This window comes from Streptomyces sp. NPDC053432, from assembly GCF_055585365.1.
The window spans coordinates 17,915-40,614 of record NZ_JBVJKF010000037.1 but is presented as its reverse complement, the minus strand read 5'-3'; the positions used below and the strand labels follow the sequence as shown (position 1 = coordinate 40,614).

At 67.7% G+C, this 22,700-nt stretch carries 17 protein-coding genes and 3 pseudogenes; 13 read left to right on the top strand and 7 right to left on the bottom strand.

What is annotated here, in order from left to right; genetic code table 11:
- Positions 1 to 75: 75 nt before the first annotated feature.
- Entirely contained in the window at positions 76 to 735 is a 660-nt protein-coding gene (locus tag ACZ6Y1_RS36175) for an alpha/beta hydrolase (RefSeq protein WP_469640163.1), read from the top strand.
- A 798-nt stretch (positions 736 to 1,533) separates the two neighbouring features.
- Positions 1,534 to 2,073: a hypothetical protein gene (locus ACZ6Y1_RS36170; RefSeq protein ID WP_469640161.1), complete on the top strand. Its 540-nt coding sequence runs from the start codon at positions 1,534 to 1,536 to the stop codon at positions 2,071 to 2,073.
- Here ACZ6Y1_RS36170 and ACZ6Y1_RS36165 read toward each other — a convergent pair.
- Positions 2,043 to 3,085: pseudogene (locus ACZ6Y1_RS36165) on the bottom strand (IS110 family RNA-guided transposase); the annotation flags it as partial. The gene ACZ6Y1_RS36170 and the pseudogene ACZ6Y1_RS36165 sit on opposite strands and share 31 nt — an antisense overlap.
- A gap of 329 nt (positions 3,086 to 3,414) precedes the next feature.
- Here ACZ6Y1_RS36165 and ACZ6Y1_RS36160 point away from each other — a divergent pair.
- The 3 genes from ACZ6Y1_RS36160 (at position 3,415) to ACZ6Y1_RS36150 (ending at position 10,781) form a co-directional block, all read left to right on the top strand.
- Entirely contained in the window at positions 3,415 to 3,849 is a 435-nt protein-coding gene (locus tag ACZ6Y1_RS36160) for a hypothetical protein (protein ID WP_469640159.1), read from the top strand.
- 794 nt (positions 3,850 to 4,643) lie between these two features.
- Positions 4,644 to 10,376: an RHS repeat domain-containing protein gene (locus tag ACZ6Y1_RS36155; RefSeq protein ID WP_469640157.1), complete on the top strand. Its 5,733-nt coding sequence runs from the start codon at positions 4,644 to 4,646 to the stop codon at positions 10,374 to 10,376.
- A 42-nt stretch (positions 10,377 to 10,418) separates the two neighbouring features.
- Positions 10,419 to 10,781, top strand: a complete 363-nt coding sequence (locus ACZ6Y1_RS36150) for a hypothetical protein (protein ID WP_469640154.1) — start codon at positions 10,419 to 10,421, stop codon at positions 10,779 to 10,781.
- Positions 10,782 to 11,220: 439 nt separating this feature from the next.
- On the opposite strand, the gene ACZ6Y1_RS36145 is transcribed toward ACZ6Y1_RS36150, so the two are convergent.
- Positions 11,221 to 11,430, bottom strand: coding sequence for a hypothetical protein (locus ACZ6Y1_RS36145; RefSeq protein WP_469640152.1), 210 nt, complete (start codon positions 11,428 to 11,430; stop codon positions 11,221 to 11,223).
- Between the two features lie 217 nt (positions 11,431 to 11,647).
- Positions 11,648 to 12,229, bottom strand: coding sequence for a class I SAM-dependent methyltransferase (locus ACZ6Y1_RS36140; RefSeq protein WP_469640150.1), 582 nt, complete (start codon positions 12,227 to 12,229; stop codon positions 11,648 to 11,650).
- Between the two features lie 184 nt (positions 12,230 to 12,413).
- Between ACZ6Y1_RS36140 and ACZ6Y1_RS36135 the strand changes: the two are divergent.
- Positions 12,414 to 12,629: pseudogene (locus ACZ6Y1_RS36135) on the top strand (transposase); the annotation flags it as partial.
- A 45-nt stretch (positions 12,630 to 12,674) separates the two neighbouring features.
- On the opposite strand, the gene ACZ6Y1_RS36130 reads toward ACZ6Y1_RS36135, so the two are convergent.
- The gene (locus ACZ6Y1_RS36130; protein WP_469640148.1) at positions 12,675 to 13,292 is read right to left on the bottom strand and encodes a HEAT repeat domain-containing protein; all 618 of its coding nucleotides are present in this window, start codon (positions 13,290 to 13,292) and stop codon (positions 12,675 to 12,677) included.
- A gap of 69 nt (positions 13,293 to 13,361) precedes the next feature.
- Here ACZ6Y1_RS36130 and ACZ6Y1_RS36125 point away from each other — a divergent pair, with 69 nt between their 5' ends.
- Positions 13,362 to 13,838: a HEAT repeat domain-containing protein gene (locus ACZ6Y1_RS36125; RefSeq protein WP_469640146.1), complete on the top strand. Its 477-nt coding sequence runs from the start codon at positions 13,362 to 13,364 to the stop codon at positions 13,836 to 13,838.
- A 135-nt stretch (positions 13,839 to 13,973) separates the two neighbouring features.
- On the opposite strand, the gene ACZ6Y1_RS36120 is transcribed toward ACZ6Y1_RS36125, so the two are convergent.
- Together ACZ6Y1_RS36120 and ACZ6Y1_RS36115 are read right to left on the bottom strand one after the other, a co-directional pair.
- Positions 13,974 to 14,432, bottom strand: coding sequence for a hypothetical protein (locus ACZ6Y1_RS36120; RefSeq protein ID WP_469640144.1), 459 nt, complete (start codon positions 14,430 to 14,432; stop codon positions 13,974 to 13,976).
- Entirely contained in the window at positions 14,432 to 14,875 is a 444-nt protein-coding gene (locus ACZ6Y1_RS36115) for a hypothetical protein (RefSeq protein WP_469640167.1), read from the bottom strand. Before ACZ6Y1_RS36115 ends, ACZ6Y1_RS36120 begins: the two co-directional genes overlap by 1 nt.
- Between ACZ6Y1_RS36115 and ACZ6Y1_RS36110 the strand changes: the two genes are divergently transcribed.
- The 4 genes and pseudogenes from ACZ6Y1_RS36110 (at position 14,756) to ACZ6Y1_RS36095 (ending at position 18,139) form a co-directional block, all read left to right on the top strand.
- Positions 14,756 to 16,384 (top strand): ISAzo13 family transposase, encoded by a 1,629-nt coding sequence (locus ACZ6Y1_RS36110; RefSeq protein ID WP_469640142.1) that lies wholly within the window; start codon positions 14,756 to 14,758, stop codon positions 16,382 to 16,384. The two genes, ACZ6Y1_RS36115 and ACZ6Y1_RS36110, sit on opposite strands and share 120 nt — an antisense overlap.
- Positions 16,385 to 16,512: 128 nt before the next feature.
- The gene (locus ACZ6Y1_RS36105) at positions 16,513 to 17,103 is read left to right on the top strand and encodes a hypothetical protein (protein WP_469640165.1); all 591 of its coding nucleotides are present in this window, start codon (positions 16,513 to 16,515) and stop codon (positions 17,101 to 17,103) included.
- 44 nt (positions 17,104 to 17,147) lie between these two features.
- A pseudogene (locus ACZ6Y1_RS36100) lies at positions 17,148 to 17,661 on the top strand (transposase family protein); the annotation flags it as partial.
- A gap of 319 nt (positions 17,662 to 17,980) precedes the next feature.
- Positions 17,981 to 18,139 carry a hypothetical protein gene (locus tag ACZ6Y1_RS36095; protein WP_469640139.1) on the top strand — a complete coding sequence of 53 codons (159 nt, stop codon included), beginning with the start codon at positions 17,981 to 17,983 and terminating at the stop codon, positions 18,137 to 18,139.
- Between the two features lie 479 nt (positions 18,140 to 18,618).
- On the opposite strand, the gene ACZ6Y1_RS36090 is transcribed toward ACZ6Y1_RS36095, so the two are convergent.
- A complete protein-coding gene (locus ACZ6Y1_RS36090) occupies positions 18,619 to 19,719 on the bottom strand; it encodes a LuxR C-terminal-related transcriptional regulator (RefSeq protein WP_469640137.1) in 1,101 nt (366 codons plus the stop codon).
- 318 nt (positions 19,720 to 20,037) lie between these two features.
- On the opposite strand from ACZ6Y1_RS36090, the gene ACZ6Y1_RS36085 reads away from it, so the two are divergent.
- The gene (locus ACZ6Y1_RS36085) at positions 20,038 to 21,420 is read left to right on the top strand and encodes a cytochrome P450 (RefSeq protein ID WP_469640135.1); all 1,383 of its coding nucleotides are present in this window, start codon (positions 20,038 to 20,040) and stop codon (positions 21,418 to 21,420) included.
- Entirely contained in the window at positions 21,393 to 22,700 is a 1,308-nt protein-coding gene (locus ACZ6Y1_RS36080; RefSeq protein WP_469640133.1) for an MFS transporter, read from the top strand. Before ACZ6Y1_RS36085 ends, ACZ6Y1_RS36080 begins: the two co-directional genes overlap by 28 nt.

Here is a 22,700-nt window from a genome sequence, read left to right as displayed (position 1 = left end):
GGTTCTCAAAGCGCAGATGAGAGTGCATCCCGCGAGACTACGCGTCCCGCCCCACCGGCGAGGCCGAGGCGAACGTTGCCTGGTGCGGCACTAGCTGACTGGCCACCTCGACCAGCTCCGCTACGCCACCGCCCTGGCCAATGCCGCCTGGACCGCAAGCCGGCGGTCATCGGCCACTCCTTCGGCGGACTCATCACCCAGATCACCGCCGGACGCGGCCTGTCCCAAGCATCGGTCGCCATCGACCCCGCTCCCTTCCGGGGCGTGCTGCCGCTGCCGCTGTCCTCCCTGCGCGCCGCGAGCGTTGTGCTCGGAAACCCGGCCAACTACCACCGCGCGGTGCCGCTCACCTACGACCAGTTCCGCTACGCCTTCGCCAACGCCGTCAGCGAGGAAGAGGCGCTGGAGCTGTACGGCACCTTCGCGGTGGCCGCCCCCGGCGAGCCGCTCTTCCAGGCCGCCGCAGCCAACCTCAACCCCTGGACCGACGCGAAAGTCGACACCCACGCGGCCGACCGTGGACCGCTGCTGATCATCTCGGGCGAGAAGGACAACACCGTCCCCTGGGTCATCGCCACCGCCGCCTACAAGAAGCAGGCGCAGAACGAACACGCCGTCACCGAGATCACCGAGATCCCCGGCCGGGGCCACTCCCTGACCATCGACAGCGGCTGGCGGGAGGTCGCCGACACCGCGCTCACCTTCATCCGCCGCTTCATCGACCCGACCCCCTGAGCCCCCCGACTGCAACCGACCACGCCGAGCCCGCTCCGTACCGGCCCTCGGGGCCCCACCCGCACCGGCCGCCCCGCCCGCATGACCTCCCACGAGGCGCACCGGCGGCCAGCCAACCATGACAAGGAGAACCGATGGACCTGCCCAGTCCCCCAGCAGCCGCCAGACGACCGGGAACGCGCCGAACGGCGCGCCTGCCGATCGTGGCACTCACCACCCTCACCCTGCTTCTGACCGCAGCGCTCGCGCCAGCGGCGGCGACCGAAGGACAGTGGCTCAACGTGGCTGGCCCGGCCCCCCTCTCCCGAAGCCATGGCCTCCGACTGGTTCCGCGGCGACAACTACCAGTTCGTCCGCGGCGAGGACAACCAGATCTGGTGGCGCTACGCCAACGGCAGCTGACGCGTCACGCCGGGCAACGGCCGCCCCCACCACCGCCCCGAGGTCACGGTGATCGAGGACGAAGCCAGCCCCCACCTGGTCGTCTTCCACACCGGGGACAACGGCGAGGTCTACTACAGCCTCCTGGGGGCGCTGCCGGAAACATCTGGTCGCCCTGGGCACAGCTGGGCCACGTCGGCAACAAGGAACGGCATCTCCGCCGCCGGATTACGCAACAGCGCCCGACTGTCCACCGTCGTCGGCGACCGGGTATGGATTGCGGAGATGACGATCCAACGGCCGGGTCGCCAACGGGCCGTACTGGCGTCTGCAGACCGCCCCCCGCGTCCTCAGCGCCTACACCGACGCCCCCTGATCACCAACGACGTGGTGTCAAACGCGCGCGAGGTAGAACTCATGGAAGCCGTCATCGGGCGGGACCGCAACGTGTGGGTCTCCCACACGAGTCTCGGCAACTTCACCAACGCCACCTTCACCCCGGTGCCCGGCAACGCCCAGTGTGAGTCCGTGGGACTGGGCCGCGGCGGCCGGGAGCAGCTGGTCACCGACCGCAACTACCCGGCCTGGCGGGCACAGCGGAACGTGGCACTCGGCTGCATCAGCCCCAACGACCACCAGCTGTGGCTCAACCGCTCCACCGACGGCGGGTACACCTGGCAGGGCTGGAACCACAGTGCCGGAGGCCCTGCGCCCTCCGATGCCGCCCCGGCGATCGAAGGCGCTCCGGGGCCCCTGTGCCTTTGGTCAAGGTGGTCGGGTGGCAGTGTGGCTGTCATGAGTGGTGACGTGCCTGTTCGAGAGTCGGCGGTCGAGGGCATGCGGCCGTGCGACTTCTGCGGTCATCCGGTCGTGATGGACTCGGTCGACGAGCGGGACTGCCCCGTGTGCGGCGAGGCCGCTGAGGATCAGCCGGCTGAGGCCGGTCGGGGTTCGTAGAAGGTTCCGTCGCGGAGCATGGCGAAGAGGACGTCGGCCCGGCGTCTGGCGAGGCAGAGCAGGGCCTGAGTGTGGTGCTTGCCCTGGGCGATCTTTTTGTCGTAGTAGGTCCGCGATGCGGGGTCGGCCAGGGCCGCGAACGCAGAGAGGAAGAAGGCCCGTTTGAGCTGCTTGTTCGCCCTTCTCGAGGGCTGTTCGCCGCGGATCGATGAGCCCGAACTCCGGGTGGCAGGGGCGAGACCGGCATAGGCGGGAGGTGGCCAGCGGTCGGGAAGGTGCTGCCATCGTCGACCTCGATCAGGATGTGGGCTCCGGTCCTGACGCCGACTCCCGGCATCGACGTCGGGACCTTCGAAAGAGGGTGGGAGTCCAGGAGTTCCCCGATCCGCCCGGCCAGGAGTTTGCGCTGGTCAAGAACGGCGGCCAGGGATCCGGCCAGGCTTGGGACGATCAGCGCGGCCGCCTCGGTCCCCGGGACGGTCACGGTCTGCTCGTCCAACGCGGCGAAGACGTCCTCGACCAGACGCTCGGCCGTCCGCGGCGCCTTCGGCCGCAGCAGCGTGACCAGCCGCCGCCGGCCCGCCTTGCGTATCTGTTCCGGTGACCCGAACCGCTTCAGCAGAGTGAGGACGGCCGGGTGCTGCAACCGCGGCCCCAGCACCCGTTCCAGAGACGGATGGATCTGCGTCAGCAGGCCGTGCAGGCGGTTCGCCACCCTGGTCGCCTCGCCGGCCAGGTCGTCGTCGAACCCCACGATCATCTCCAGCTCGGCGATCGTCTCCTCCTCGCCGTCGATCGCCCGCAGCGCTTGCGGCATCGCGCGGGCCGCGTCCGCGATGATGAACGCGTCCCTCGCGTCCGTCTTCGCCTCGCCCGGGTAGAGGTCGGCGATCCGCCGCATCGTCAGTCCGGGCAGGTAGGCGACCGGGCAGCCCATGTCGCGGGCGACCGCGAGCGGCAGAGCGCCGATCGAGGCCGGCTGGTCGACCACGACCAGCACCGTTCCGTGCTTGGGTCCGAACCCACATCAACGCCGCCATCCAGCTCCTCGACGACCTGGCCAGCCGCGGGATGCTGCTGAGCGCGTGTACCCAGGGTGAGCTGGACGACTTCATGGCCCACCGTGCCACGTACCCCTCACGTTCTGCGCACTTCGTGCGCTGGGCCGTCGCTCACCGCCACGCTCATAACCTCCCCGCTCCCGCGACCCGGTGGGCGGGCCCGAGCGGCCCGCACGACGAGGACAAGAGGTGGGAGGTCGCCCGTCGGCTCCTGAATGACGAGGCCCCGGACACCGCCGACCGGGTCGCCGGCTTGCTCCTTCTGCTCTACGCCCTGCGCGTGAACACCATCCGCCATCTCACCCTCGACCACGTGCAGCGCGACGGCGACAAGGTGACCATCCGCCTCGGGGACCGTCCGATCGTGCTGCCCACCCCGCTTGACAGGCTCATGAAGGAACTGATCGCCACGCGACGCGGCCAGACGCTGCTGGATACGCCCGGTGCGTGGCTCTTCCCCGGATGCCTTCCCGGTCAGCCGATTAGCAGCGACCAGCTCGTCGTGCGGCTCCGGGCGTTGGGCGTACGACCGCGCCGAGATCGCGCCACGGCCCTGTTCACGCTGGCTGCTCAGGTCCCGGCGGCGATCCTGGCGCGCATGCTGGGCATCCACCGGCAGGTAGCCGTGCAGTGGCAGCAGGCCAGCGGCGGCGACTGGGCGGCGTACGCGGCCGATGTCGCCGCTCGCCCGGTACGGACACGCCCGGCGAACTGATCCCGCCGGTCCTCAGCCGTCGGCACCGAGCGGGATGGTCGCGACGTGGTCCCACGTGGTCGTCTTGGCCTGGGCGTCGGCGGTGACGTCGACGAGGTGGACGGCGTCCACCCGCATCGGGGCGTGAGCGGGCGTACGTCATTACGCAGCCCTTCGGCCTGGTGGCCTGGTGGCCTGGTTGGTCATGGTCCGTTCCAGCCAGGGGCGTCCCTGACGGAGACGGTGTTGATCCAATGCAGCCACAATGTTGCGGCGGTACGCAGTGCAGCGGCCGGGCCTTCAAGAGTGGCGGGGTCAGGGGGTGCGCGAGGAGGCGCGGATGTTCCCTCAGGTCGCGTCACGTGATCGGGGCCGTGTCCTTCGTAGGAACTCCGCAGGAATGGAATGGGGAGGAATGCATGTTTGACAGAGTCTCCGCCTGGCGGGCAGCGACCTGGGTCGTGGCGACAGCCACGGCAGGGGTGCTGATCGCCGGGCTGGTGACCGGACAGGCCGCCGCGCAGCCAGCGTCGCTCCTGTCCATATCAACCACCGTACGCTCGGCAGCCGACAGCGCCGCACCAGTGCCGTCGGCCGTCGGTGACCGAAAGCCCGCCCAACTGCCGGCGATGCTGGCGACGCCACAGCGTTCAAAGCCGGTGTGGCCGAAGGCCGGCACGGCGACCGTGAGTGTGTCGGACTCGGCCCGCCGGGCCGGGACGCTGCCGGTCACCTTGGCTCGCCCAGCACCGCGAGGGGGCGCGAGCACGGATGCCGCACCGGAGCGGGCCGGGGCCCAGCGGGTTGAGGTCGAAATGTTGTCCCGCGCGAAGGCGGAGCAGGCCGGTCTTCGGGGCGTCCTGTTCGCGCTGCGCGAAGCCGGTGAGGAGGACGGGGCGAGCCAGGCGGCGGCAGCGCCACGCTCTGCCGATGTCCCCGGCCGGGTGGCGGTGGCGGTCGACTACAGCGGCTTCCGCTCCGCGTACGGCGGCGGTTTTGCCTCGCGTCTCGGGCTGTTGCGGTACCCGGCGTGCATCCTCGACCGTCCCAAGGACGCCGAGTGTGCCACGGGAACACCGGTCGCGTCGCGCAACGACCTGAAGGCGGGCCAGGTGACCTCCTCCGATGTGGACGTCGCGCCGGCCGGGGCCCCGACCGCGGAACGCGCCGCCTTCGTCTACGCGCTGGAGGCGAGCGCGTCCGGCTCCTCCGGCTCGTACAAGGCGACCGATCTGCTGAACTCGGCAGACTGGTCGGTGAGCGGTAACTCCGGAGCCTTCACATACGCCTATCCGCTGTCTGCGCCTCCGGCGCCGGGCGGGGATCCGCTGAAGCTGTCACTGCACTACAACTCGCAGTCCGTGGACGGCCGTACCTCGGCTCAGAATGCTCAGCCGTCCTGGGTGGGCCAGGGATGGGACATCGCGCCGGGCTTTATCGAGCGCCGCTACCACTCCTGCACGAGCGACGGGCAGAGCTCCGCTGACCTGTGTTGGAAGGACTACGACCAGGTTGCGATCAGCCTGGGAGGACGCTCCACCCAGCTCATACCTCTGGACGCGGGCCGGACCAAGTGGCGGCTGCGGGACGACCCGGGATGGTCGGTGACCCGGGAGACGGGCACCAACAACGGTGACAACGAAGGCGAGTTCTGGTGGGTGAAATCGCCGGACGGAACCCAGTACCGGTTCGGCGGCGAGACCGACTTCGGCGGCGGAGACCTGAACTCCGCCTGGACCGTGCCGGTCTACGGCGACGACTCTGGCGAGCCCTGCTATACCAGCACCTTCAGCGGCAGCTGGTGCAACCAGGCATGGCGCTGGAACCTGGACATGGTGGTCGACCGCAACAGCAACATGACCGTGCTCCACTGGGGCGAAGCCGTCGACGGCTACGGGAAGAACGGATCCACCGCCCGCACGGACTACGTGCGCGGAGGCTGGCTCAACGCCGTGGAGTACGGACGGAAGTGGGGCGACAGCCCCACCACCACCCCCGCAACCGGCAAGCTCACCTTCACGACCGACTTCCGGTGCACGGAGAGCACGACCTGCCCGTCGATCGAGAACAACCCCGGCTCCTACCCGGACGTGCCGACCGACCTCATCTGCTGGCGCGAGCCCTGTACAGAGCACACGCCGACCTTCTTCAGCACGATCCGGCTCAAGCGCATCACCCTGACGGCCGGGGGCAGTGCCATCGCCAAGTGGGAGCTCGGCAAACAGTTCCCCGCTCCCGGCGACGGCAGCGACCCCGCACTGTGGCTGAGCGAAATCCAGCGCTACGGCAGCAGCGACGGCGGCGCGACCTGGCAGGCCATGCCAGCCATCTACACTTACGGCACCGCGCTGGACAACCGGATGGACTACGACACGTCCGCCGGTGTGCTGCCCATGAAGATGTACCGGATCACCAAGCTCCAGACCGAGCTGGGTGGCCTCATCGAGGTGGCCTACTCCCGGCCGAACCCGTGCACCTCCGTGCCGTCGAACGCCGCGACCAACACCAAGGACTGCTTCCCGCAGTACCACGTGCCCGAGTCCGGCCCGGCAGGATGGGGCTGGTTCCACAAGTACCTGGTGGACAAGGTCACCGTCAGCGACCCGCACACCGGCTCACCGGACCAGGTCACCGACTACATCTACTACGGAACCCCGGCCTGGCACCACGACGAGTTCTCCCTCGCGCCCGTGAGCGCCCAGTCCTGGTCCCAGTGGCGAGGCTACCCGCAGGTCACGGTGGTCAAGGGCAGCGGCTCCACCCGCGCCACCACCTCCTCCACCTACTTCCGCGGCATGCACGGCGACAGCGACGGCTCCGGCGGAACGAAGACCGTGCAGGTCACCGACTCCGAGAACAACGCCCTCCACGACCATGGCTACCTGACCGGCCGCGTCCGGGAGACCATCACCTGGGGGCTGGACGCCAACAACGCCCCCACCGTCCCGCTGACCAAGGACTTCTCCACATACACCGGCCCGCACACCATCGACTATGCCGGCGGTGACGCCCGGGACGCGATCATGCTCGGCGAGACCACCCACGAGACCTGGGCGAAGACCGCCACCGCCGGCCGGTGGACCAAGACCGTACGGGTCTTCGACGACACGTACAACCAGCTGACCAGCGAGTACGAGTACGGCGACACAGCGGTCACCGGCGACGAGCGGTGCACCACCACCGGCTACATCCACGGCGGCGCGGCCTACATGTACTACCCGTACCAGACGGAGCTGCACGCGGGTGACTGCGCCGCCACCGTCGTCTCGCGCACCCAGACTTGGTACGACGGGCACTCCTCGCTGACCACCGACCCGGTAACCGACGGCAACCCGACCCAGGTGCGCACTTTCACCAGCGACACCGCGTACGTGGACACCAAGGCCACGTACGACCCATACGGACGTGCCCTCACCCAGACCGACGGGCTCGGCCACACCACGACCACGGCCTACAGCCCGGCGAAGGGCAACCCCACCGCGGTCACCGTGACCAACCCCAAGGGGCACACGGTCACCACCACCATGGACCCGGCCTTCGCCGTCCCCACCAAGGTGACGGACGCCAACGGCAGGGTCACCACGAGCGGTTACGACGCCTTCGGTAGGATCACCGCCGTGCGGCTCCCCGGCACCGCCGCGAGCGACGCCGCCGACTGGGTCTTCACCTACCAGGTGAACCAGGGCGCGCCCAGCCGTGTCTCGACGAGCCGGATCACGGACCGGGCCACTGGCACGTACATACCCGAGTACACCTTCCTGGACGGACTCGGCCGGGCATCCGAGATGCAGGCCCCCGCCCCGTCCGGCTCCGGGCGGATCGTCACGCAGACCCGCTACGACAACCAGGGACGCACCGCCGCGGTCACTGCGCCGATGTCCATGACTGGCACGGCTGGATCGGCCCTCGCCGTCCCGGTGGTGTCGGAGACCCCCTCTGAGACCCGCACCGGCTACGACGCGCTCGGCCGGGCTACCGAAACCGCGCTGTGGTCCGGAGGCGTCAAGAGGCACGCCACCACCACGACCTGGTACGCCGACCTGTCCACGGTCAACCCACCGGCCGGCCAACCCACGACCTACCACCTGGACGCGCTCGGCCGCACCGCCAAAGTCGTGGAAACGCTCGACTCCGGCACGGCCACAACCACCTACGGCTACGACCTGCAGGACCACCTCACCCGCATCATCGACGCGAAAGGCAACGTCACCGACTACACCTATGACTGGCTCGGCCGCCGCCTGACCGGCAAAGACCCGGACACGGGCCTGACCGCCTCCGAGTACGACGGCAACGGCAACATCACCAAGTCCACCGACGCCCGCGGCCAGACCGTGCTCTCGGCGTACGACGAGCTGAACCGGCGCATCCAGCTCCGCAAGGACTCCACCAGCGGACCCCCGCTCACCGAATGGCTCTACGACCCCCTCGGCAACACGGGCGCGCTCGACCGGACGACCCGTCACACCAGCGGCGGCGATAACACGGTCGCCCACGCCTACGACACCGCCCGGGGCAGGCTCGCCTCCACCACCTGGACGCTCCCGGCAGGCGAGGGCGCGCTGGCCGGCTCGTACACCCAGACCTACGGGTACGACGACGCCGACCGCCTAAAGACCACCACCTACCCGGCCGCCGGGGGACTCCCGGCCGAGACGGTCACCCAGACCTACACCGCTCTCGGCCTGCCGACCCGGCTCTCCTCACCGCTGAGCACATATGTCGATGCCACCGGCTTTGCCGCCGACGGCAAGCTCACCAGCCGCACCCTCGGCTCGAGCAGCGCCACACACCGCGTCGACCGCAGCTACGCCTACGACCCGGCGACGCTCCAGGTCACCAACGTCAAGGCCACCCTCGGAGCCGCCGCCACGGTGATCCAGGACGATACCTACAGTCACGACGCTGTCGGCAACGTCCTGCGGATCACCGACAACAGCCCCTCGGGTGCCGGCCAGTCCCAGTGCTACGAACACGACGGACGCAACCGTCTCCGCTCCGCCTGGACCACCCTGACCAGCACCTGCTCCGCCGCCACTCAGGCCGCGTGGAACGACGAGCCAGGACCGGCCCGATACCGGCAGGACTTCACGTACGACACCATCGGCAACATCACGTCCCGGGCCGACAACGGCGGTACCGCCACGGCGTACGGATACCCGGCCTCCGGCCCCACGTCAGTCCGCCCGCACGCCGTCACCTCCGTCGGCGGCGACACCTACGGCCACGACGCGGCAGGCAACATGACCAGCCGCACTGTCGCCGGTGTTGCCTCCACCTACACGTGGGACGAGACCAGACAGCTCGTCAAGGCCATCGTCGATGGCAAGAGCACCGACTTCGTATACGACGCCGACGGCAACCGGCTCATCCGCCGAACCCCCGACGGCGGCCGCACCGCCTACATCGCCGGCACCGAGATCACCGCGGACGCCGCCGGTGCAGTCACCGCGCGCCGCTACTACACCAGCGGCGGCGCGACGGTCGCGATCCGCACATCGGACGGCGGCGACGGCACCGTGCACTGGCTACTCGGCGACACACAGGGCTCCGCGCACCTCGCGGTCAATGCCGACACCGGCACCGTCTCGCGTCAGCGCTACCTGCCGTTCGGTGCACACCGCGGCACCCCCGACGCCCTGGGCTCGACCACCGACCGAGGCTTCCTCGGCAAGACCGAGGACGACAGCACCGGCCTGGTCCACCTCGGCGCCCGCTCCTACGACCCGACCATCGGACGATTCCTCAGCCCCGACCCGCTGGTGGACATGCGCACCCCGCAACTGATGAACGCGTACACCTACGGAGGCAACAACCCCGCGACGTTCAGTGACCCGACCGGACTGTGCATCGCCTACGACGGAGGCTGCATGCCCGCTCCACGCGGAGGTCCTTCGCCCCACGCCGTCGACAGGGTCACCAAGCAGCTCGAACAACAGAAGAAGCACCGCCCCACGTACCGCGACACGCGGGCGAAACCCGGACTCCGTGCCGCGCAAGCCGCGGTCCCTCCCAAGGGGCACCGTCATGCGCCGATCCGATGCCTGACCGCATCATGTGACCCTAGGGACACCGACGACCCGCGGCGGCGGAACTACGACTACGCATACTCGTTCCTGCTCGGCCCGACGAACCTTCTCGGTCACGCCGAAGACGCCATGACACTGTTCAAGGACAACCCGAAGCGGGTGTTCCCGTTCGACATCACCGAATGCAGCCACTTCGCCGAGGGCGCCCAATGCTTCCTGCACCCGAATCCCGGCATCACCGAGTACACCGGGCACGGATCCGGTCACGTCCAGGTGTCGACCGAGAAGACCAGCTTCACCTTCACGGTGACCAGCGACGACTACTTCGACGACCCCGGCTCCACCATCACGTTCGCCATCATTGAACGGGACAACAACCTGTACCTGACCCAGACCGCCCACGGAATCGACCCCGATGGGCAAGTCTGGGCGGGCGTAGTTCTCGGCTTCGCAGAAAACAACTGGGCTGAGCAGGCGGCGAATCTCCGAACCCTGCTCCTCGAAGCAAGAGCCAGCTGATCCTGCTCTCGACCCAGCCGCGAGCCGGCCCACGCTCGGCATGTGGGTCTGGCGGGAAGGCGGGGCCTCGACCTCGTGTCGCTGGCTCCCGCACCCGCCACCCAGGCTGATCAAGTCCTGCTGCCGTGCGACCCGGAACTCCTGATCCAGCTCCGGAAGATCTCGCTCGGCAGCAGCGGGGCCTCCTTCTACGTCACGGGCCTGGCCGAGGGCGACACGGACCGTCGCCTCGTGCTCTGTCCACGAGGTACTGAAGGCGCCGTACGGATCAGCGGAGCCGTGTCTTCGGCGGAACCGCTGTACGGGAAGACCTGGCGGCCATGTTCGCGGCCGCTCAGCTATGGATGGCCGCTGGGCGCCAAGACGAGGCAACGCAGTGGAGCACCATGGCCCGCCAACTGCTGATGGCCAAGCGACCGGCCCGACGCCGGGCGCAGCATCCGAACGGTGTCGGGCGGCTTGCCCACGCTCGGCAAGCACGGATAACCCGAAGGACAAATTTGTGGCGAATCCTCAAGTATTCCGAGAGTTCCAATACCTGACGCTACCGTTAGCCAGCGCCCAGCGGGACCCGGATGGGGCCAGTCTGGAGTCGTCCCGGCGTGCGGTGCGCCAGCTGAGTGAGGAGGCGGGAAGCGGTGCTGCTGCCGCCAGGCTGAACACGACGGCGACTGCGATTGCGAGCACGGTGAGGACCACCCGCTCCGTGGGCTGATTGTTGCTCCGGCGGGGCCTACGGGGCCGACCGGTGGTGCGCCGGGCGGGGCGACGGCCGCTCACCAGTCTTCTCCCGACACGGCAGGCATCGACGTGTCGGCTTCGCGCTGGGGGTGTCGTCCGCAGGTCACTGGCCAGCCTGGGAGACACCGCTGACCAGCTGTCCGAGGAAGCCGGCAATCCCCTGGCCGACGTCAGTGGGGGCAAAGATGATGCCCAGCGCCAGGACGACGACCACAGTCATCTTCTCGTCGAAGCGGCTACGGATCTCGGTGCGGCGGCGCAGCCACAGAAGGACGATGAACGCCAGCAATAGCGCCACGTTCATCGTGAGCACGCACCCCGTCCCCCCGGTCCGACCCGTCACGGGGCAGCGTCATCCTCCCTCGGTCTTGTGTAGCTGGAGGTCAGGGGCGCTGTGGCGGGATCACCCGGGATGGGCGGCAGTACGCCCCAATGGCCAGATTCGACAGGGCTGTACGTTCGAGAGACCCAAGCGGATGCCGGCGCGGTGCTCCCCCTCGGCCGGGCGGCTGCCCTGGGCAGGGCGTGGGTCATGGGCGCAGGGAGTAGTAGCGCAGGACGTCGAGGTCTGTGGTGTGGACGGCGGACCAACCCGCAGTGAGGATCTCGGCCTGGGCGGGGGTGATGCCGAGGTGCTGTAAAGGGTCGGTGGCGGCGCGGCGTCCGGCGATCTCGGCGACTACCCAGAAGGTCCCGCCTGGGGCGAGGAGGTGGCGCACGCGGTCGAGGAAGGCGGCTTTGTCGTCGATCCATCGGTAGACCAGGCGGCAGGTGATGACTGCGTATGCCGGCTCCGGAAGGGCACTGAGGTCGTCGGTGGTGATGTCCATGCACCGCCAGAGCGGTTTCCGGCTGTACCCGGGGTCCTGGGTGGCGGCGAGGGTGATGGCGCTGGGCGAGCAGTCGATGCCGGTCGTGCGGTAACCCAGTTGAGCAAGGCGCTGGGCGAGAGAGCCGTCGCCGCAGCCGATGTCGAGGGCCGGTCGCTCGCGGCCAGGACCGATCTGGTCTTCCAGCAGTCGGTTCTCGGCATTGTCGAGCTGCCGGTAGCGGCGGCCCTGGGACCAGAGCCGCTCCCAGTAGGTCGCGGCTCCGGTGGACGTAGTGGTCATGAGGCTCCTTCATGGGCGAGCGGCACAGTCGTGCGGGAGCTGTCGGACGCAGAGTAGATGTCAGTGAGGCGCGGCGTTTCGTCAGTGGCGCGCCGCAGGTCAGCCGCTCCAGCGGGCCACGATGGCGTGATCGACGCGGAAGAGGGCGTCGCACTCAGCGCAGTACGCACTGGCGAGGACGTAGGTGCGCCGATGGCTCCGCAGCCGCGGAATCCGCCACCGCATCGCCCGCAAGGGCGTCGCGTCCTCACAACGGCTCGGGCGCCATAGATGGGTCGTAGAAAGGACCGTGTCCTGGCTCGTCGGCTGCCGCATGCTTCACCGCCGGTACGAAGGGAAGGCAGAACACTTCCTGGCCTTCGTCGGCATAGTCGCAGCCCTCATCGGCTACCACGACTGAGTTGACTCGCCCAGCCCAACCATGTGCCAAGGTCTTTCGGCCAGGCTAGAGCGGCCGATGGTCCTGGTACTTGCCTTGCAGCGACGAGGCCGCTGCATCAGCCACGTCTGCTCGCGGGCCCTCCGCACACCTCTGCAAAAATGCCCGCACCCGCTCACCTGGCCATCCGGCTGCGGCCGCTGCAGCCCAGAAGCGCAGTCCATCGTGAGGCTGCAGTGGTGCAAGAAGGTCGAGAATGTAGTCGACCGTCTCCGGGTCCGGCACCGAGCGCAGCATGGCGACAGCGCGGAGGGCTCCGTCGGCAAGCATGGGCGTTCCACTGTCCAGGCACCATTGAACAGGGGCTGAGGTTCCCTCTTCGGCGCCGCGCAGGCGCACGATCGAGTCTCCAAGGGCGACATACACCATCGTGGCATCCAGGGACCGCTGAGCCAGATCGCTCAGGAACGGGACCGCTGGCCGGTGATCACACGCTCCCAGAGCCATGACCATCTGATACTGAGTTTCCCACGTCCGCGGGTCGCGAACCTCGCGCTGGAGGGCGCCCAGCAGTGGCGGGCCGGCCGTCGTGGCAGCAAGTCTGCGCAGTCGTTTCGCAGCCGCACGGCGTTTGGCCGAGGACCTGTCGTCAAGCTGAACAACCGCCTCGTCCAACGTCAACACCGCGTATGCCTCCTGATGAGATCTGCTCGGACAGCCCTTAGACCTGACACCGTCTCCTAAGCTCTGGCCGTGGACGGCTACCAGGGACTGACTGCATTGATCGAATTGGCCTGGGAGGAGCTGAACGGCTCCGATGCGGGCCGCCGGGACCTCTGCCTCGATGTCGTCAGCGACGTGTTGGAGACGGGCCGCCTGATGCCGGCTGACGCCGAGCGGGCCGTCGAGCGCCTCGTCACGGTCGCGCTTTCTGATGAAGGCTACCCGGTGCGGGAGTCCGCGCTGCACGCAGCCTGCACCGCCTCCACGCACTACGAACTTCCCTACCGGGTGGTGGAGCCGCTCGCCGTCGGTGCGGATGGCTTCGAACCCATGCTCCTGGACTACGTCCTGGCAATCCTCGGTTCGACCCACGACCCGGCGGCACTGCCGATCGTCGAGCGGTTCCTTCACCACCCCCACCCCGAAGTCCGCAGGGAAGCGGCAGAAGCGGTGAACGAACTGCGCTGGAGCCAGGAGTGTCGACGTACACATGAAAGTGCTCAATGAGGTAGGGCGCCACCTCGCACAACCACGTCTTTACCAGCTGTTCGCCCCGCCGACGACCCATCGGCGGGGCGAAGCAGGGACTCTGAGTAACCAGCACCTTCACATCCGACTCGGAAGCCGTTGGCTGGTTAACCCCTATGAACCTGGGGCGTGTCTCCTCGTAAGAAGCGCACTGTCACCGTCGCCGATCCAGGCGGACAGGACCCGCTCCCTGTCCTGCTCCACTATCTTCAAGGTGGCGCCTCCACCGCCGGTGAAGCGGATGTCGAGTTCAGGACCGGAGCCGTAGTCACCGGAAGTCCAACTTCCTCGACCTTCGACAAGTTCCTTGCCTAGCACCTTGACGCCTTCGCCTTGAGTGAAGGACGTATGCAACTTCTCAGCAGTGAAGGTGCCATCCTCCTCAAGCGTCAAAACCGCCCCGTGGTCGTCGTGCCAGGATCCCACCAGCTGCTCCCTCCGAACGTCGCGAGCTTCTTGGAGCGGAGGGCTGTCGACGAAGCCGCATCCCGTCACTGCACAGGTCACGGCTATGAGGCACACCAGAACCTCAAGGACGGTGCGCCACCAGCGGCCGATAGCAGCCAGGCCCATCAGTACCTCAACTCCTCACGCCAGGTGACCACATGATTCTTCGGCCCCATGAGTCCAAAAAACCCCTTGCGGTCAAGCGCGTGGGCAATGGGTCCCGGCTCAGAGTCATATCCCGTGATCAGGTGGGCAGCGGAGGTGAAATCCTGAGTCTCCGTCACCGTGAACTGCACTTGAATTCCCTTGTCTGATGCCGCGAGGACTCGTCCCGTTATTTTGAACGAACCCAGTTCAACCTTGACCGCATTAGGATCGCGCAAACCAGTACCTAAGGACTTGCCGGGAATCAAGGTGTTGCTTCCCGGTCTGAGGCTCGTTGGTGTGGTATGCGCATCCCGGATGAGATCCGTACCCAACTCGCTGTCAAGTTTGCGGTGTTGTTCCCGCACCTGGATGAGCGGCAGCGGCGTCTGCTGATGGCTGCAGAGGCTCGTGTGCTGGGGCATGGCGGCGTCCGGGTCGTCGCTCGGGCGGCTGAGGTGAGTGAGACGACGGTCCGCAAGGGCGTGTTCGAGCTCGAGGCGGGTGAGGAGCCCCTGGGGCGGGTCCGGCGGCCGGGCGGTGGCCGCAAACGGGTCGCGGACCTCGACCCTGGGCTGCGGCCCGCGCTGCTGGCCTTGGTGGAGCCGGACGAGCGCGGGGATCCGATGTCGCCGCTGCGGTGGACGGTGAAGTCCACCCGTAGCCTCGCGCGGGAGCTGACCCGGGCCGGTCACAAGGTCGGCGCGGACACCGTCGCGGGCCTGCTGCGGGAGGAGGGTTTCAGTCTGCAGGCCAACGCCAAGACCCTGGAGGGCGTCGGGCATCCTGACCGCGACGCCCAGTTCCGCTATCTCAACGAGCGGGCACGCGAGCATCGGGACGCCGGCCAGCCGGTGATCAGCGTGGACACCAAGAAGAAGGAACTCGTCGGAGACTTCAAGAACGCCGGCCGGCAGTGGCGTCCGGCCGGCGATCCGGTGCCGGTCCACATCCACGACTTCGCCGACCCCCTGCTGGGCAAGGCCGTCCCCTATGGGGTCTACGACCTGGCCGCGAACACCGGCTGGGTCAATGTCGGCACCGACCACGACACCGCCGCGTTCGCGGTGGAATCGATCCGCCGCTGGTGGCACGGTCAGGGCCAGGCTGCCTACCCGCGGGCGACCCGGCTGCTGATCACCGCGGACGCGGGCGGCTCGAACGGCTACCGGACCCGGGCCTGGAAACTCGAGCTCGCCCGCCTCGCCGCAGAAACCGGGCTCACGATCAGCGTGTGCCACCTGCCGCCCGGAACATCGAAGTGGAACAAGATCGAGCATCGCCTCTTCTCCCACATCACCATGAACTGGCGCGGCCGCCCGCTTGCCAGCCACGAGGTCATCGTCCAGACCATCGCCGCGACCAGGACCCGCACCGGGCTGCGTGTGACCGCCCAACTGGACACCAACACCTATCCCACCGGCGTCAAGATCGGGGACGCGGAGATGGCCGCCCTGCCACTGACCCGGCACACCTTTCATGGCGACTGGAACTATGCCCTGCATGCCCGCCCCGCCCCGCCCGTCCCGGCGGCCCGGGCTCAGCCGGCACCGACCAGGCAGTGGGACCAGGCGCTGCTGTCCGATCCTGAGCTGACCGGCATGACCCACCGGCAACTGGACCGCCTCACAGCAATGCTGGCACCGGTCGGCGGCCTCCAGCGTGGTCGACCGCCCCGGCTGTCGTTCCCCGAGCAAGTTCTGGCCACCGTGCTCCACCTGCGGGCCGCCCTGGCCGCTGAGCCTCTGGCGGTACTGTTCGGCAGCAGCCGCACCGCCATGCACCGCACCCTCCTGAAGAACCGGCGACTACTCAAAGCCCACGGCATCTCCATCCCGCCAACGACGACCCCGCCAGCAGCTCTCGACGCCCTCCAAGCACGGGTCCTCACCCTGACCGACGAGCCCAGCAACAAGATCAAGACGACGTGTTAATGATCTGCAAGCCCTAAGACCTGTCCCGTAACTGGGCGGCGCCCCCTTGCCGATCCCGGAGCGGACCGTGTCAGTGGCTGGTGACAGGCTCGAGGGGTGCTGATCAAGGATACGACGCCGACGCGTTGATGGCGGGCGAGTCACTGCTGGCCCGCCCGGGCTTCTGGTCGAACTACCTTCTGGCGATGTGCAGCGACGGGGGGTGTGCCGAGCGGCCCGTTCCGGAGTGGTTCGGCGACGACGGCGCCGATGCCGATGCCCTGTCCGAGGTCCTCTTCGATCCCGAACGCTGGCCAGTGTTTCGGGTGCCGACCGAAACCGGCCCCGGAGCGGTGGCGGTCTACCGCAACCTGGAAGGCGACTACGGCACCGACTATCTCCTCACCCATCCCGGCAGGAGCTACGTCCAGCAGATCGCGAGTTGGGACGGAGATTTCAGGGGTGCTGGGCTGACGTGGCGCGAACTGGTCCGCATCGCCGGCAGCCCCTCCTCCGGTGCCGAAGGTGTCCAGGACACGGCAGCCCGCCTCCTGCTGGTACTTCCGCTTCTTACCGACCCGGATGTGCCAGAAGAGGCGCCGGCCAGACTCACCTCCGCCCTGGCGGTGGTCGGCGCGCCGCAAGACACTGCCTCCAACACGGCGGAGCACTTGCTGGCCCACCTCACGAGAAGATCCCTGCACCATCCCACGTGGGAGTCTCCGCTCAGCGGAAGCTGAGAGGCGAGCCGAGCTGCTGGGTCGCCGCATGAAATGATCTTGATATGGCCTGTGTGATTACGGCATCGGAGTCTGTCTGGATAGCCCCGTTTACAGGGCTGAGCCCGCGCCAGTTCGGCAAGCTGGTGACCGTTTTGTGGCGCGAGGGCGCGGATGCGGTCCGCAGGGGCCGGCCGTGGAGGCTGCCTCTGAGGACCGGGCCCTGCTGGTGGCCGCGTACTGGCGCACGAACTTGACGATGCGGCAGCTCGCTCCGCTATTCGGGGTCTCGAAGTCGGCGGCGGACCGCATCATCGACCACCTCGGGCCGATGCTCGCGCTCCAGCCCCGCAAGCGGTTCGCCAAGGGCACGTGCTCATCGTGGACGGCACGCTGGTTCCCACCCGCGACCAATGCGTGGCGGAGCAGTCAAAGAACTATCGGTACTCCACCGCCCACCAGGTCGTCATCGACGCGGATACCCGTCTCGTCGTCGTGGCAGGCGCGAACCGGGGGCGCCCGAGGCGCAGCTCGACCGGTTGTTCGACCCCGTACCGAACAAGCGGGGCACCTGAGGCACCCGCGGGCGTTCGGCTATGCCGTCACCGTGACGGAATCCCGTGACGCCCGCTCACGCCATGCCCGCGTCCGACACCGCGGCGAACAGAACACCGCCGACCGGCGAAGCTCCACGCCTGCCGTCCACTCACGACCGCACACCGGACACACCGCGCTGGTTCCGCGTTGCATGGCTGCCACTCCCTGCCGGGCATGCTCCAGGGCCCGCCACCGGCGTGACCTGCAACGACCCGAACAGAAGACTGCTGCCGCCGATTTCGTGGGCGGCAGCAGCACCCCACACTCCCGGCAGTACCTGCGGTCCACCTCACCAACGGCCATGACCTCAGCATCGCGACCCGCGAACCCTTCGGCCAGGGATCTCAATCAGGCACTGAAGCAGTGCGCCGCCCTCGCCGGCGACGGCTCCGCCCCGGCCGGGCGCAAGGCGTACCGCACCTACGCCGACCGGATCGCCATGGCGACGAGGAAAGAGTGACTGCGGCGGACCATGCTCACGAAGCTGGTGGCAGCGTCACGGACACCCGCCGTGCGGTGTGGTCCAACGGTCGTCCGCCGGAATTAGGCTGCGGCGGGCAGTTCGGTGCACGTGCGCTGGATGAGTTCGGCAACCTCGGGGCGGATGCCCTGCTTCAAGGCCTTGGTGATCAGGTCGGCGGACGGGTAGCCGGAGTTGTACTTCCTCCTTCCTCGAGCAGGGCTGATTCAAAGTCGTGGTGGGTACGACCGACTTTCAGTGCGAGCCCACGGTCGAGTCGGCGTCGGGGCAGGTCAGCCAGTGTCCCGAGGGCTTGGACGTGTATGACTCACGTCAGGTTGCAGTTGTGCGGCCACGAAGTACAAGCTCCTGACCAGCAGCGATGAAGTCGGCATCGACTTTGAATCAGCCCTGCTCCCTCGAGGGGGAAGTACGGCTGAGCGAAGTACGCCGACAACCAGTTCAGTTGCGGTTCGTGATCACTGTTCTTGGTTGTCCGAGGACAGGGCCGCAGCAACAACGACGTCGATCGTTCCGCTCTTGGCGCGTTTTGGGTCGCCCAGCCGCGCCCGGATCAGGTATCCGAGCTGGAATCGGCTCTCAGCGCGGAAGCTCTCCATGACGTCTGCGATGTGCTTGCGGCAGGTTCGCAAGGACATGCCGAGTCGTCTGGCGATCATCTCGTCCTTCATGCCCTCCGTGAGTAGTCGCACGATCGCCTGCGCGGCCTCCGTCTTGATGACGGGTGTTCCGAAGTGCCCGGGGTTGAGGGGTGTGGCCTGCACCCACGAGTGTTCGAAGACTGCGCACAGGTAGCTGACGGTGGAGAGGTCCTGGACGACGACCACGCCCTCGTGCTCGTCGGCACGGGGGATGAACGCGACCTTCCGGTCGACAACGACCAGTCTGCCGAACAGCTCGGGCAAGGTGCGGACCTGGCCACCCGACGAGGCGAGATGGCTGATGTAGTCCTGGGTCGCTGCCTCGTGGCGGGCGGAGTGCTGGTAGAGGGTGCGCATCTGGATGCCACGCCGGGCGAGGGCCAGATCGCGCTCGTTGGCCTGCTCCGTGCGCCCTGGCGGCAGGTCCCTGCCGCGTTCGCAGGTCAGCACTTCCACTTGGCAGGCTGAAATCGCGTTCTCGAGCAGCTCGGTGGCGGATTCGAGTCCGTGCACCTCTTGGATCGGCGTATGCCTGCGCCGACTGCGCTGGGTCTCGGCGTAGAGCAAACCCAGGACGTCGAAGTCACCCTTCAGTTCGTGGATGCGGGCCAGCCGGCCGCGTAGCGCGGCCTCGGCGGTGGTGAACATGATCGCTGCCGCACTCTCCGGTGCGACAGGCACCAGCCGCTCATTTGCGGCGTCTCCGGGCAGGTGCCGGAGCAGGTGCCGGGTCCCTAGTGAGGCCGCGGCCTGCTGCACTTCCTCGACATCCAAGGCGAGGTCGTGGGCAGCTTCACTGATATCGAGATGTCCATTTTGTGCCGCCCAGCGGAAGACTTCGATTTCCGTTTTGCCCAACCGGGCAAAGTCCTCAAGTGTGCGATTTTCCACTGTTTCCCCCCAGGGAAGATCCTGCACGCAGCTTAGTGCAGCATGATCACTCTGGACGGGGAGGACTCGCCGGGGCAGTCTGAGAGTGCACAAGGAGTTACCGGAGGAGCTCTCTCCGGGACGCGGCAAATGCCGACAAGTCCGCCGTGCGGAACCCACCTTCATGAAAGAGGTACTAACGATGGCCATGCTCAAGACCGTCTCGTATGCGATCGCCCGCCGCACGAAGATGACGGCCGTGGCCGGCTTCTACAAGTACTGATCTCACCGAGGTCGATCCGTGTAATCCCTCGGGCCGGGGCGAGGCGCTATCTCGCCCCGGCTCAGGGCCCTGCAATGCACATCATGGAGGAGCCGATGAACCGACCGCCAGGTCCGCTTGGCGGGCGCCTCGCCGGCAACGGTCCCGTTTACGACCAGGACCGCCTCGGGTTCATGGTGCAGATGTCAGACAAGTTTGGCGCGATCTGGTCGTTTGACCGCAACATAGTCGTCGTAGCCGACCCGGCACTGGCCGGGGAGGTGCTCACACGCACGAACACTGATTTCGGCGCCGAGGTCGACTTCCTCCACCGTAAGCAAAAGGGCGATGCGGAGACCAAGCAGCAGTGGGCCTCATCACGAGCTGCCCGCATGAGGTACATGCGCCCCTCCTCCATGCAGGCAAAGATCCCCGGGATCGCCGCAGAGCTGGACGGCGGGATTTCCTCTTGGGGAAGTGGCGAGATCGATGTGGTCGATCGTATGCGCGCGCTCACGGCCAGGGTCGGAGCCGTACTCTGCCTCGGTGAGAACGCGCATCTGGTGGCAGGCCTAGGGCGAGACCTCTTCGATGCGCTGACCCCGGTCGTCAGCAGTTCCGTTTCCCTGCCGCTCGGGTTTCCGCTCCCGCGTCACCGCCGGGTCGTACGAGCCAACCGCGCGCTCGAGCAGGCCATCAGCGAGGCGATGGGCCTTCGACGGACCGTGGGTCAGCGCGCGACCGGTGACCTCGTGGATGTGCTGATGCAGCCCACTGCCCGGCACGGCGTACTGCCCGATGCGGTCATCCGCGAGACTCTGGCGGCCACCCTGCTCGCGTCGGAGAACACCTCGGCAGCCGGGTTCGGATGGATCGTCCACGAGCTGACGCGGCATCCGGAGATCCAGAGAATGGTCGCGGCCGAGGCAGCAGCGGTGCTTCCGGCATCCGGGCCCATCACGCATGATCACTACGAGCGGCTGAGCCTTACCGCCAGGGTGGTCCGAGAGGCCCTCCGCCTCTGGCCGCCCAATTGGATGTTCGCCCGCCACGCAATGCACGAGACGGTGCTGGGCGGCTACACGCTGGAGTCCGGTACCAAGGTGATGGTCCCCGCGTATGTGATGCAGCGGGACGCGCGATGGTTCCCCGACCCGCTGGCATTCGACCCGGACCGCTGGTTGCCCGATGGCTCCGGCAGCGTCGCCCCGCAGTTCGCATACATGCCGTTCGGCGCGGGCCCTCTGATCTGTATGGGAATGTCGTGGAGCCTGATCGAGATGACGCTCGCGACCGCTCTCCTTACGCGCGCTTTCCATCTCGCGCCTTCCTCGGCCGCCAAGGTTGTACCCGATCCCTCCCGCGGTCTTTCACCCAGCGGATTGCGGGTGCGGCTCGCAATCAGGTCGGACAGCGGTAACACGGCTGATCTCCCCACGGCCGGCCGAACAGTGGCGGGATGTCCCATGACCGGCAGGGCGGAATGATGGACGGAACCGTCACATACGGCAAGCTTCTGCGCAATCGTGAATTCAGCGGCCTTTTTGCAGCACATACCGTGTCGATTCTCGGCGACGTGCTGACGAAGGTAGCCCTGGCTGTCCTTGTTTTCGACCGCACCAATTCCGCTTTGATGGCCGCCATTACGTTCGCGCTGGGTTTCATGCCCCAGATCCTCACGGCGGCCCTGGCTTCTGCCGTCGTGGACCTGGTTCCGGCTCGGCGGCTCATGCTGATCGGCGACGCGAGCCGAATGGCCTGTGTCCTGGCCATGACCGTACCCGGAATGCCCATCGCTGTTCTTCTTATCCTGGTGACCGCCTCGGGGGCGCTGTCCCCTTTGTTCCGGGCCGCCAGACAGGTGATGCTCCCCGATATCATCGGCATGAACGGGTACCCGCTCGCCAGGTCGATGTTCTCGGGAACCATCCAAATCGGGCAGATAATCGGCTTCGGTCTGGGTGGAGCCCTACTGCTCATCCTGACGCCTAGGGCGACGCTGTTCGTCGACGCGGCGACGTTTGCGTTCTCCCTCACGATGGTGCCGATGTTTGTCCGGCCGAGGCCGGCAACCGCCAGCGGCACCCACCGCGAATCGGGCATCATCCGCGAGACATTCCGCGGCAACCGATCCATCCTCAACGATCCGGTCCTGCGACGGCTCCTGCTTCTCCAGTGGATACCAACCGCCCTCATCGTCCTGCCGGAGGGGCTCGCAGCGCCGTATGCCGCCGAGCTCGGTGGCGGACCCGAGAGCGTCGGGTTCCTCCTGGCCTTCCCCGCGGTCGGCACCGTCATCGGCGAAGCGGCCGTCGCCCGATTCCTGGGACCTCAGGAGCGAAGCCGGTGGGTACCCGCGCTCCTCCTCCTCGCGGGCGCCCCCCTGCTCCTCTTCGCCGTCTCCCCCTCGCTGCCTCTGGCACTGGCCCTGCTGCTCGTCAGCGGTGCCGGATCAGCCTTCGCGCTTCCGCTTGACCAGATGTACGTGGAACGTGTGCCCGCAGGGCTGAGAGGCCGTGCGATGACGCTCACGGGAACCGGCTCGATCGCCACCCAGGGAGTCGGCCTGGCAGTCGGAGGGCTCATGGCCGACTGGATGCCCATGCCCTGGGTGTTCACGAGCGCCGGAATCGCCGCGTTGGCGGTGGCTGCCCTCATCGGCCGACACCGACCCTGGCACATCACCCCGTCCAAGGCAGGTCCAGAGGCAGCTGAGGCCGCCGACACTCCGGCCTCCCACCAGTCAGCTCCATCTACCGAAGGGTAG

Coding starts and splice junctions, on each gene's coding strand:
- ACZ6Y1_RS36095 (WP_469640139.1), top strand. CDS start 17,981: ATGACCTCAGCATCGCGACCCGCGAACCCTTCGGCCAGGGATCTCAAT.
- ACZ6Y1_RS36110 (WP_469640142.1), top strand. CDS start 14,756: ATGCGCATCCCGGATGAGATCCGTACCCAACTCGCTGTCAAGTTTGCG.
- ACZ6Y1_RS36120 (WP_469640144.1), bottom strand. CDS start 14,432: ATGGGCCTGGCTGCTATCGGCCGCTGGTGGCGCACCGTCCTTGAGGTT.
- ACZ6Y1_RS36140 (WP_469640150.1), bottom strand. CDS start 12,229: ATGACCACTACGTCCACCGGAGCCGCGACCTACTGGGAGCGGCTCTGG.
- ACZ6Y1_RS36085 (WP_469640135.1), top strand. CDS start 20,038: ATGGAGGAGCCGATGAACCGACCGCCAGGTCCGCTTGGCGGGCGCCTC.
- ACZ6Y1_RS36105 (WP_469640165.1), top strand. CDS start 16,513: ATGGCGGGCGAGTCACTGCTGGCCCGCCCGGGCTTCTGGTCGAACTAC.
- ACZ6Y1_RS36115 (WP_469640167.1), bottom strand. CDS start 14,875: ATGCCCCAGCACACGAGCCTCTGCAGCCATCAGCAGACGCCGCTGCCG.
- ACZ6Y1_RS36080 (WP_469640133.1), top strand. CDS start 21,393: ATGTCCCATGACCGGCAGGGCGGAATGATGGACGGAACCGTCACATAC.
- ACZ6Y1_RS36170 (WP_469640161.1), top strand. CDS start 1,534: ATGGAAGCCGTCATCGGGCGGGACCGCAACGTGTGGGTCTCCCACACG.
- ACZ6Y1_RS36155 (WP_469640157.1), top strand. CDS start 4,644: ATGTTGTCCCGCGCGAAGGCGGAGCAGGCCGGTCTTCGGGGCGTCCTG.